The sequence below is a fragment of the Pedobacter sp. UC225_61 genome (assembly GCF_044452285.1).
In the GTDB taxonomy this organism is placed as follows: Bacteria; Bacteroidota; Bacteroidia; order Sphingobacteriales; family Sphingobacteriaceae; genus Pedobacter.
Map to the genome: position 1 here is coordinate 2,616,481 of NZ_JBIOAL010000001.1, position 13,314 is coordinate 2,629,794.

General features: G+C 41.7%; 4 protein-coding genes. All 4 read left to right on the plus strand.

What is annotated here, in order from left to right; genetic code table 11:
• Positions 1-136: 136 nt before the first annotated feature.
• Positions 137-8,674 (plus strand): YDG domain-containing protein, encoded by an 8,538-nt coding sequence (locus ACHMWN_RS12015; protein ID WP_397301308.1) that lies wholly within the window; start codon positions 137-139, stop codon positions 8,672-8,674.
• Between the two features lie 13 nt (positions 8,675-8,687).
• Entirely contained in the window at positions 8,688-9,596 is a 909-nt protein-coding gene (locus tag ACHMWN_RS12020; RefSeq protein ID WP_397301311.1) for a type IX secretion system membrane protein PorP/SprF, read from the plus strand.
• A gap of 220 nt (positions 9,597-9,816) precedes the next feature.
• Positions 9,817-12,516, plus strand: coding sequence for a PAS domain-containing protein (locus ACHMWN_RS12025; RefSeq protein ID WP_397301313.1), 2,700 nt, complete (start codon positions 9,817-9,819; stop codon positions 12,514-12,516).
• A gap of 140 nt (positions 12,517-12,656) precedes the next feature.
• Complete coding sequence (locus ACHMWN_RS12030; protein WP_397301315.1) at positions 12,657-13,127, plus strand: hypothetical protein; 471 nt, start codon at positions 12,657-12,659, stop codon at positions 13,125-13,127.
• Positions 13,128-13,314: the final 187 nt, after the last annotated feature.

Consider the following 13,314-nt stretch of genomic DNA (forward strand, 5'->3'; position numbering starts at 1 on the left):
ATTGCTATCAACACGCATCATAACTCAATTCATAGTGGAAGTACAATGAACCCTCTACTTTAACAAACTACGGTCATCTACATGCTTACATTAAAAGCAGCATAAAACTCTCCTTATTTACCAAACTCTAAGCTTTATGAAATTTAAATTATTAACGCTACTTACGTTTGTACTCTTTACAAACCACGCTGCGGCACAACAGATTATCTTTGATTTTGAGGCCAATGTTACTGGTATTACCACCAATGCATTGCCAACCAATCAAAGTAAAAATGTGACCCAGCTCAAGAACGGCTATACCCTCAAAGTGGCCACCGGAAATAGTTATTTATGGGCTGGTGTAACTACTGGTACGCAGATGACAGGATCACAATGTGTAACAACGGATTGGAGTATTTGGGAAAATTCGATTACGTATTCGTTGGCAGATGGGTCGAGCTTCGATCTTAACTCCATGCAGCTCCTTGACATGAACGCTGAAGGAGAAACACTCATCTTCACAACGAGTAAGGGTTCGGTAAATTTTGTAATGCCTAGTGACATAAGCTTTGGTATAAAGACTTTTACCCCTTCAAATCCGAAACTACAGGGAATTACATCCTTCACCATCACATCCTCAGATGCTCAGTTCTTCTTAGCTTTTGACGAGATCGCCATAGGCAATATCGTTGCACCAGCCAATACTGCGCCTACAAACATTTCATTAAGTGCAACGGCTATTAATGAGAATGTCACAGCTGCTTCTACGGTAGGCACCTTATCGGCTACCGATACCCAAGGAGGTACCATGGCCTATACACTAGTATCTGGAACAGGTGATACGAATAATGCTGCTTTCACCCTAACCAGTGGAGGTTCACTTTCAATCAATGCTAGTCCTGATTTCGAAACCAAATCGAGTTATTCGATACGTGTTCGAGTTACAGATGCAGGAGGGTTAACTTTTGAGAAAGCATTCACCATTACCATCAATAACGTAAACGAAGCCCCGACAGCTTATACAGATAGATATACTTTAAATAATGGAGCCACCCTTAACGTGAGTTCGCCCAATGTACTGACTAACGATACCGACCCAGAAAACAATGGCATGACAGCGGTGTTGGTTACAGGGCCAACAAATGGTACGCTTACCCTAAATGCCGATGGTAAATTCACGTATGTACATAACGGCTCGGCTACAACTTCCGATTCATTTACCTATAAAGCGAGTGATGGAAATTTACAGAGTAGTCCTGCAACAGTTGTTCTAACCATTAATGCTGCAGTTGTAACTGTAAGCTCGATCAATAGGGTGGAAGCAGCAGTAACAAATGCAACTACTGTTAACTATACCGTTACTTTCTCTACTGCCGTGAGCGGAGTAGATGCAACTGATTTTACCTTAACTAAAACCGGTTCGGCTAATGGCGCTATCGGTACACCAACAGGTTCGGGTACCACGTGGACGGTTCCAATTACCACTGTTACAGGTGCTGGTACGTTACGCCTTGACTTTACAGGGACTACTGGTGTTACGCCAAATGTGAGCGCTACCTATACTGCAGGTCAAGTGTATACGATTGATCAGGTTGCTCCGACATTAACAGCTGGTTCTTATTATTCGAACAATGGCTCAGCAATTCAATATGCGAAAGTTGGGGATGTAGTTACACTTGCTCTAGGCTTTAGTGAGGCCCTTCAATCGAATGACATTACTATTGCAGGACATGCAGTGACGGCTACGGGATCTAATGGAAATAAAAATTGGACAGCTACCTATACCTTAGCTGCAGGCGATACGGAAGGTAATGTGCCATGGACATTTTCAGCTACTGATCTGGCTGGAAATGTAAGGGCACAATCCAATACAGACTTTGGTACATTTTTGGTTTTTGACAAAACAGGTCCTGCAATTAACATCACGCCAACGGCAACTATAGTTGCTCCTGGTGCTAATGCAGCCTTTACCATAGCATACGTTGACGCTAACTTTAGCAGTTCAACACTTACATCGAGCAACATTAGCGTGAGTGCTACAGGTACAGCGGCCTATACCTCTTTATCTTTAACAGGAAATGGTTCAACCTATACCGCAACATTAAATGGGGTAAGCGGATATGGTACATTGAGTATTTCAATCGCGGCGGGTACGGCGAGAGATATTCCTGGCAATACTGCTGGAGCTAGCGCTGCTTCTCCAACCGTTCTTATTGCATCAAATAATGCAGATTTATCGGCATTAACTACAACTGCAACTGGCTTAGCTCCAACATTTGGTGCAAGCACAGTAGCCTACACCGCAACTGTGCCCTATGCAACTACATCTACCACCGTTACAGCCAGTAAGGCACATGCTGGCGCAACGCTACAAGTTAGTGTAAATGGAGGTAGCTATGAAACCTTAACCAGTGGTACTGCATCTAATGCGTTAGCATTGAACGTTGGGTCGAACACCATCACTATATTAGTTACCGCTCAAAATGGAATAACGAACAAAGTATATACCCTAACTGTCACCAGAGTAAACTCAGCGCCTACTAATGTGGCCTTAAGCGCATCTGCAATTAACGAGAATGTGGCTGCGAATTCGACAGTTGGTGCATTAAGTACCACAGACCCCGATGTAGGTAACACCTTTACCTACGCGTTGGTGGCTGGAACTGGCGATACAGATAATGCAGCATTCACCATCAGTGGAAGCAACTTAAACATCAATGCTTCACCAGATTTTGAAACTAAATCGAGTTACTCGGTACGCATCAGAACCACAGATCAAAGTGGATTAAGCTTTGAGAAAGTATTTGCTATTACGATTAATAATTTAAACGAAACGCCAACTGATATTGTATTGAGCACAACCTCAATTAATGAGAACATGGCAGCAGGACCTTTCGGTTTGCTGTCTTCAACGGATGCGGATGCTTCAAATACCTTTACCTATACCTTGGTAGCTGGTACGGGCGATACAGATAACGCATTGTTCTCTATTTTCGCTACAAGTTTAAGGATTACTACGTCACCTAATTTTGAAAGCAAAAGCAGCTATTCAGTTCGGGTGCGTACAACAGATCAAGGAGGCTTAAGCTTTGAGAAAGTGTTCACCATTAACGTGGTTAATGTAAACGAAGCACCAACGGACATTGCTTTAAGTGCTACCTCAATTAACGAGAATGTGGCTGCAAATTCAACAGTTGGCACATTGAGCTCATTCGATCCTGATGCTTCGAATACTTTTACGTATACGTTGGTTTCGGGTACTGGAAGTACGAACAATGCTGCCTTCACGATTAGTGGCAATACCTTAAAAATTACTGATTCGCCTGATTTCGAAAATCAAAATAGTTTCAGCATTCGTGTACGTACCACAGATCAAGGTGGATTAAGCTTTGAAAAGGTAGTTAACATTACCATTAACAATGTGAACGAAGCACCAACTGATATTTTCCTAACCCAAACAACGCTAGCAGAAAATGTAGCTGCAAACACTACGGTGGCTACGTTAAGCCCTGGTGATCCAGATCCTGCAGGTAGCCATAGCTATACATTAGTGTCAGGAACAGGGGATACCGATAATGTCTCATTTAACATCAGTGGCACGAGCTTACGTTTCACGGGTGTGCCAGATTATGAAACAAAAAATAGTTATTCCATCCGTTTACGCGTTACCGACCAAGATGCATTAACCTATGAAAAGGTAGTTACCCTTACGGTTACTAACGTAAACGAAGCACCAACAAATATCGCGTTAAGCGCTTCATCTATCAATGAAAATGTGGCAGCAAATTCAACAGTAGGTACGTTGAGCACTACAGATGTGGATGCTGCAAACACCTTCACCTATACCTTAGTAAGCGGGGCTGGTGATACCGATAACGCTGCTTTCAACATCAGCGGAAGCAGTTTAAGAATAAGCGCTTCACCAGATTTTGAAACCAAATCAAGTTACTCGATCAGAATAAGAACAACAGACCAAGGTAGCTTAAGCTTTGAGAAAGTACTGACCATTACCATTAACAATGTGAACGAGGTACCGACAGATCTTGCATTGAGCGCTACAGCTATCAATGAAAATGTGGCCGCCAATGCTACAGTTGGAGCGTTAACCACCACAGATGTGGATGCTGCTAATACGTTCACCTATAGCCTGGTGTCAGGCACTGGTGATACCGATAATGCGGCTTTCAGTATTAGCGGTAGCAACTTAAGAATTACGGCTTCACCTAATTTTGAAACCAAAAGTAGCTATTCAGTAAGGGTTCGTACAACGGACCAAGGTGGCTTAACGTTTGAGAAAGTTTTTGCCATTACCATTAACAACCTAAACGAAGCACCAACGGATCTCGCTTTAAACGCCTCTTCAATTAATGAAAATGTAGCAGCGAACTCAACTGTTGGAACCTTATCGTCAACCGATGCTGATGCGGCAAATACCTTCACCTATACCTTAGTAAGTGGAGCAGGCGATACGGATAACGCAGCCTTCAACATCAGCGGAAGCAATTTAAGAATTACAGCTTCACCTGATTTTGAAACAAAAAACAGTTATTCGATAAGAATTAAAACTGCAGATCAAGGTGGCTTAAGCTTTGAGAAAACAGTTACCATTACCATCAATAATGTAAACGAGGCGCCAACCAATATCGCTTTAAGTGCTTCATCCATCAGCGAGAACGTAGCGACCAACTCAACCGTTGGAACGCTTTCTTCAACGGATGTTGATGCAGCAAATACCTTCACCTATACCCTGGTAGCTGGAGCAGGCGATACGGATAATGCGGCCTTCAACATCAGTGGAAACAGCTTAAGAATTTCGGCTTCTCCTGATTTTGAAACGAAGAACAGTTACTCGATTAGAGTGCGTACCACAGATCAAGGTGGGTTAATGTTCGAAAAGGTATTGAGCATTGCAGTAAGCGATGTTACGGAATTGGTATTCACCACCACCACATTGAACACTGCAACAGTAGCAACCAGCTTCTCGCAACAAATTAATGTAACGGTTGGTGCAAGTCCATATGCATTTGCAGTAACAGCGGGTGCATTACCAGCAGGATTAACGTTATCTACCACTGGCTTATTAAGTGGTACACCAACAGCGGGAGGTAATTTTAACTTTACGGTTACTGCGACAGATCAAAACAGTGTATGCGCATCATACGCCTATAGTTTACCTGTAGGAGCGCCGACCTTGGCGTTAACTGCAGCATTACCTAACGGGACAGTGAATGCAGCCTATACACAAACCCTAGCAACCACAGGCGGAACAGCCCCATATACCTATGCCATTACTGCAGGTGCATTGCCATCGGGATTAACGTTATCGGCTGCTGGCGCACTAAGCGGAACACCAACAGTAGGGGGTACATTTAACTTCACGGTTAAAACAACCGATGCCTCTACCGGTACTGGTCCATACAACACAACCAAAGCCTATGCACTTGTTATAGATCCTACGGCACAGACCATTACATTTAACGCAACCCGTACCGTAACCTATGGTGATGCTGATTTCGATCCAGCTGCTACAAGTACGAATTCGGGCATTAACATTACCTACTCGAGTAGTGATCCAACACTTGCGACGATTGTGAATGGTAAAGTACATATTCTAAAAGCAGGTATAGTGACCATTTCTGCAGATCAGGCAGCAAATGCATCTTATACTGCTGCAGTTCAAAAACAACAGACGTTAACCATTAGTCCTAAAACGTTAACAGTTGCCTTGACTGGAACTGTTAGCAAAACCTATAATAACAGTACATCAGCTACGCTAGCAGCCAACAACTTCTCCATCACGGGTAAAGTAGGTGCGGATGAGTTAAGCATTGCACTTCCAGTAACAGCTACCTACAACAACAAAACCATAGGCACTGGCAAATTGGTCAATGTAAGTGGTTTAACACTTGCGGGTGCTCAGCAAGCCAATTATCAACTTGCTTCAACCACTGCAAATGCAGCTATTGGTGTGATCTTAGTAAAACCAATTACAGCTACGCTGAATGCTGCGCCAGTAGTAACCAAAGTGTACGACAGAACTACAGGAGCAACGCTGGTTGCACAGAATTATAGTTTAGCAGGCATAGAAAGTGGCGATGACGTTGCAGTAAGTGGTACAGCAACATACGATAATGCTAGTGTTGGAACGGCAAAGGTAATTACCGCAACGAGCTTGGTATTAAGTGGAGCAGATAAAGACAATTATGACTTAACTACGGTTTCGGCAAGTACAACAGGTACCATTACGGCCAAACCGATAACTGTTGCTTTAAATGCAACGCCAGTGATTACTAAGGTTTACGATGGTTTAACCAATGCTGCTCTTGCAGTTGGTAACTATACGTTAACAGGTGTGCAACCTGGAGATGTGGTTACTGTAACTGGAACAACGAATTACGATAACAAAACGGTTGGCACAGGCAAAACCATTACGGCAAACACGTTCGTACTGGCAGGTGCAAACAAAGACAATTATAGTTTAACAACCACTACGGCAACAACAACCGGAGTAATAACCGCTAAACCAATTACCTTAGCCTTAACTGCAACGCCAGCAATTACGAAGGTATACGATGCTAGTAACTCGGCAACACTGGTAGCAGGTAATTACAGTTTAACAGGGGTAACAGGTAGTGACGATGTAGCAGTGACAGGAACGGCTACCTACAACAACAAAACTGTTGGAACAGCGAAAGTGGTGACTGCGAATAGCTTCGTGCTAAGTGGAGCAGATAAGGACAATTATAACTTAACCACCACCACAGCAAACACTACGGGAGACATTACAGGTAAACCGATTACAGTCGCTTTAAATGCAGCACCTGCAATTACCAAAGTGTACGATGGAAATACCAGCGCTTCATTAGTTGCTGGCAATTACAGCTTAACAGGAGTACAGGTTGGCGATGTAGTTACGGTGACTGGAACAACAGCTTACGCTACAAGAACTGCTGGAACAGGGAAAACGGTAACGGCAACTGATTTTGTACTTGCTGGAGCAGATAAAGATAATTACAGTGTAGTCACTACCACAGCAACGACTACTGGAGCGATTACGACTAAACCAATTACACTAGCTTTAACTGCTGTACCAGCCATTACCAAAGTGTACAATGGAAATAATTCGGCTACACTGGTAGCTGGCAATTACAACCTGACTGGTGTGGTAGGAAGTGATGTAGTAACCGTTACAGGAACCACTACCTACGATAATGCAACAGCCAATACAGGTAAAACCATTACGGCAAGTGCTTTTGTATTGGGTGGAAGTGATAAGGATAATTATAACTTAACCACTACTACAGCAACAAGCACAGGTACCATTACAAAAGCTGCTTTAGTGATTACTGCCGACAATAAAACTAGGGTACAAAATACACCAGACCCTACCTTTACGGCAACATATACTGGCTTTGTAAACGCAGAAACCTCTGCAGTACTTACTACCCAACCTACATTCACTACTACAGCAACACTTTCTTCATTGCAGGGCGATTATCCAATCGTTCCAGCAGGAGCTGCTGCTCAGAATTACAGCATTAGTTATGTGAATGGTACGTTAACAGTTACACCAGGTGCGCCGAAAACCATTTCGCTAGCACAAGCTACCTTGTTTGAAAATAGACCGGCTGGCACATTAACAGGTACATTAAGCAGTACTTCAGATGATCCAAATGCAACATTTACCTACACCTTAGTTAGTGGAACTGGAGATACCGATAATAGCTTGTTTGCTATTGCTGGAGCGCAATTGAATACCGCTTCTTCATTGAATTACGAGCAGAAAGCGAGCTATAGCGTTAGAGTTCGCAGTACAACCCAATACGGATTAAGCTTGGATCGAGTGTTAACAATCGCCTTGAGTGATGTGAACGAACAGCCTACCTTAACGGATATCGCTAACCAAACACTGTGCGCAGATGGCGATAGAAAAACCATCAATTTAGCAGGCATCAGTGCTGGACCAGATGCAGGTCAGACCACTAGCTTAACTGTGGTGAGTACAAATGCTTCCTTATTTAGCGAACTAGCCGTAACCAATGCCGGTGTACTTACCTATAAAACAGCAAACGGACAAAGTGGATCGGCTACGGTAACCGTAACTGTAAAAGACAATGGGGGTACTGCTAACGGTGGTGTAGATAGCTATAGCCGTAGCTTTATCCTCACGGTTAATCCGCTTCCAGTGGCCAACATTACACCTGATGGGGGTAAAATCACTTTATCAAAAGGTGAAACATTAACACTTAAGGCAAGTGGAGGCGCAACCTATAATTGGGTAAATGCTGCGGGTATTATTGGCCCAAGAAATAGCGACGTGCTGACCATTAGACCAGAAGCTACAACCACCTATACTGTGGAAGTAATTTCTGCAAGCGGATGTAGCGTGACTAAATCAATTACCATTACCGTAAACGAAGATTTTGTAGTAGTTAAAGGAACAAACCTATTAACACCAAATGGCGATGGTAAAAACGATCGATTTGTCATCAAAAACATCGATATGTACCCTAACAATACCGTTAGAATCTACGATCGTGCTGGAAGGTTATTGTTTAGCAAGGTTAATTATACGGATGAGTTCGATGGAACTTTCCAAGGTTCACCATTAGCGGAAGATACGTATTACTACATCGTAGATTTTGGGCCTACTAAACTTAAGCTTAAAGGATTTATAACTATTGTAAGAGATTAACCTCAAAAAGAAGATGAAAACATATAAAAAAATCATATACACTATCCTAACAGTTTCATTGCTATTGGCTGTTAACAACCAAAAGGTAATGGCACAGCTCCATCCATTGGGCATGCAATATTACAGCAACCAATACCTTGGCAATCCGGCAATGGCGGGTATGAATGACGGCATTAGCATAAATGGAGGACACCGCCAACAATGGAGTGGTATTCCTGGTGCGCCAACTACACAAGCACTCACCGCAGAATATGGTAAGAACAGGGTAGGGCTTGGTTTAAATTTGAATAACGATGCGGCAGGACTATTGAAGCGCACACGTGTAGCGGCTACGTATGCCTATCACCTTCCTTTAAGTGACAATCAAAAACTACACTTTGGAATTTCATTAGGTATGATGTACGAAAGGGTAGAAAATGAAATGATTGATGGTGATCCCACCGATGGAAGTTTGGATCGCTTTGCAAGAAAGGAAAACTATGTGGATGGTGATTTCGGGATGGCGTATACGTCTAACGGACTAACCATTCAAGGTGCAATTCCCAATCTACAACAGTTTATTAAAAAAGAAACCAATTTAAAATCGGTAGATAAATCAACATTCCTGGCTGCAATAAGTTACCACTGGAACCTTGATCCTCAAAACAGTGCGTCACTTGAGCCAAAGGTTACATTTAGAGGAGTGAAAGGTTACCACAACATAGTTGATGTTGGTGTTAATCTGGGTCTTGTGGAAGATAAAGTGAGCATCATGGGTGTGTACCATAGTTCTAAAAGCGCTACTTTCGGTTTGGGATCAACGTATAAATCTTTTTTCTTAATGGGCATGTATACCACAGAAACTGCCGCACTGAGATCTTACGTGAATGGAGAATTTGAATTGTCATTAGGCTATAGATTTTCTAAAAACACAAAGAAATAAATCGACCAATTTAAGAAATAGCCACAGGATAAGCCGATATAGTGTGCTTAACCTGTGGCTATTTTTATGGGATAAATTGCTAAAAAATTGCGGGCTTAAAATCAGCAATCCCTATCTAGTTTTAAGCTGCCTCATTAATTGCTCATTGTAGAGCTTTTAGCTCTATTCCCCACTTTCGTTTTGGAGGTAAATAGTTTATCTTAGTTTTTTATCTCTACTCATGAATTTTAAAGACGACTCCAATCTAAGGGCCATAGTGGATAGTGCCCCAATCGGAATCTGTATCCTAGATGCTGACACTTTTGTAGCAGAAATGCTCAATGAAAAGTTTTTGGAAATTGCTGGAAAACCACGCGAAGCCATTCTAGGGAAATGGTATTGGGAATCTTTTGCAGAAGCACGTATCTATTTTGAAGAAGCCATGAGAGGAGTAGTTACCTCAGGGGAAGCTTTTTATGCAGATGAGGTAGAACTCATGTTGGTTCGCCATGGGAAAGAGGAATATATTTTTGTAACTTTTGTATATGCCCCTGTTAATACTGAAGATGGCAAAGTGAGTAAGCTTGCGGTTTGGGTATTGGAAAATACAAATCAGGTGCGTGAGCGAGAAAAGATAGCAGCACAAAAACTAGCGGCAGAGAAAGAACGTGATCGTCTATACGATTTTTTCAATCAAGCACCAGCAGGGATTTGTGTGTTGAATGGCGAAGAATTTATTTACGAACTCGTCAATCCAATTTACCAATCGCTGCTTAATGGAAGAGAATTGCTAGGAAGGCCTATGTTCGATGCCATACCCGAACTAAAAGGAACTGAACTAGAGGGTGTGTTAAACGATGTGTATAGGACAGGAAAAGTAGCAGAATTTAAGGAAATGCTCATTCCCATTGCCGAATTTGAAGGTGGCCCCTTACAGGATCGGTACTTTACCTTTACCTACATACCAAGATTTGACACTGCTGATGTAGTAGATGGCGTATTTGTATTTGCGTACGAAATGACAGAAATTTTGCAGAGCAAATTCAAATCTGAACAAGCGAGTGATAATCTGGAGCAGATCATCAACATGTTACCAGCTTCGGTAGTTGTGATCAGGGGATATGACCTCATTGTAGAAATGATTAACAATTCAAACCTCGACTACTGGAAAAAAACGAAAGCCGAAGTAATTGGAAAACCATTCTTAGAAATCTTACCTGATCTTGCCGACCAACCTTTTGCAAGTCAGTTGCGCCATGTAATGGCCACAGGGGAAATTATTGATGTGAAAGAAAGTCCGGTGTTATTTACCATGGCCGATGGCTCTGTTCGCGAAACCTTTGTGGATTATACCTATCAACCTTTATCAGATCTTGATGGAAATAGAACTGGTGTATTGGTGATGTCTTTTGAAATTACAGATCGAGTACTATCGCATCGATTACAAGAAAAATATGCAAAAGAATTAGCGGAAGCCAATGCACAGCTACATGTAGTAAACGATGAGCTTGCTCGTAGTGAGTCTAGGTTTAAATACCTTATTAAGGAAGCACCAGTTGCCATTGGGGTATTACAGGGAAGTGAACAACTAGTCGAATCTGCTAATACCAAGCTATTGGAGGTATGGGGTAAAACGACTGCTATTTTAGGCTTACCACTGCATAAAGCACTTCCCGAATTAGAAGGACAACCCTTTCTTTCCATATTAGATGAAGTGTATACCTCTGGGGTTCCATTTACAGCAAATGAAATAAGAGCGTTATTGGAACACAATGGGGAATTGAAAGAACTATTTTTTAATGTAGTGTACCAGCCAGTAGCTAATTCTTCAGGGTCAACAGCTGATATTTTGGTAGTAGCAGTTGATGTGAGTGAACAGGTGAGAAATCGTAGACAAGTGGAACATGCCGAGCATACCCTTCGACTGGCACTAGAGGCAGCTAGTGTAGGTACATGGTATATCCATTCAGAAACGCGAGAACTCATCGCCTCAGACCGAATGAAAGAATTATTTGGATTTTACCCAGAGGATGAAATGACGCTTCCTCTTGCTTTTGAAGGGATTCCTGATGAGTTTCGTGAAACAGTGAAAGAAGCTATGGAAATTGCAATTACAAAGGGCGAAAACTACGATGTTTCCCATAAAGTGATTGGATTTAGGGATAAAAAAGTTAGGTGGGTGAGGGCATTGGGCAACTTAAGGTTAGATCTTTCTGGTGAATTTTCTGCCTTTACAGGAGTAGTCATGGATATTACCGATCAAATGGAAGATGAACTCCGCAAAAACGATTTCATTGGAATGGTAAGTCATGAACTAAAAACTCCACTTACTTCTTTAAATGGCCATTTGCAATTTTTACAGCGTAAAGCAAGTAAGGGAAGTATAACTACAGCTAGCTCTTTTGAGCAACCGCTAAAACAGGTTCGACAAATGACAGAGATGATTGCCGCATTTCTAAATGTATCCAGATTAGAATCAGGAAAGATCCATATTGAAAAAACCTCTTTTGATATGACTGAACTTATTCGTGAAATAGAGGTAGAGCACTTGGTCTATTCTACATCACATAAGATTGTACTCAGTTTGTGTGATAAGGTTATCGTGAATGCCGACAAACCCAAAATAGCTCAAGTCATTAATAACTTGGTCAGCAATGCGGTTAAATATTCTCCAAATGGAACAAAAATTGATGTCACCTGTGTAGTGCGTAACGGAAAGGTTAAAGTAGGGATTTTAGATCAAGGAATGGGTATTCGAGAACAAGATCTTCCACGGCTTTTCGAAAGGTACTATCGAGTAGAAAACCACAATAACAATGTCTCTGGCTTTGGAATAGGGTTGTACCTCAGCGCCGAAATTATAGAAAGACACCAAGGTAAAATTTGGGCAGAGAGTGAGTTTGGCAACGGATCGGCTTTTTATTTTGAATTGCCCTTATAAAACGGTAACAAAGGACTTAATTTTAGGGTATTGTAGTTTTAGTAAAGGCTTTGGTGTTAATATCAATTTACATGTTGATAAGAAAATTTGACCTTCCCTGTAAATAATTTAAACTTCGTAGCTTAAAACCTCACAATAAAATGGAAGATCTAAATGCGTTAAGCCAGGTGGCTGAATTTCACAAAACCTTTAAACACCCTATACTAGAGCAAGCAACCATTCCAGCAGAGAGAAGTCAGCTGCGAATTGATCTACTAGCCGAAGAATTAGAAGAGTTAAAAGAAGCAGTTAATCAGGGTAACCTAGTGGAGGTTGCAGATGCTTTGTGTGATTTGCAATATGTATTAGCAGGTGCAGTATTAGAGTTTGGATTAGGAGCACAATTTAAGTCGCTTTTTGATGAGGTACACCGTTCGAATATGAGTAAGGCCTGCAAAACGGTTGAAGAGGCAAATGAAACCATTGCACATTATAAAGCAAATGGAAATGTAGATGCCTATTACAAAGAAGTCGATTCGTTGTTCCTAGTGTACCGTAATGGAGATCATAAAACATTGAAATCAATTAATTACTCGCCAGCAGATTTAAAAGGATTGTTGGTTAGATCTTAGTTATAGTTGTTAGTCTGAGCTTGTTGAAGACTATTACCCTTTATATACGGTTTGTCATTCCGACTTTGGAGGAATCTATTAGACCATTTGATAATAGATCCTTCGCTACGCTCAGGATGACAAAGTGCTCAGACCTTGTCATTCCGACTTTGGAGGAATCTATTGGATAATTTGGTAATAGACCTTC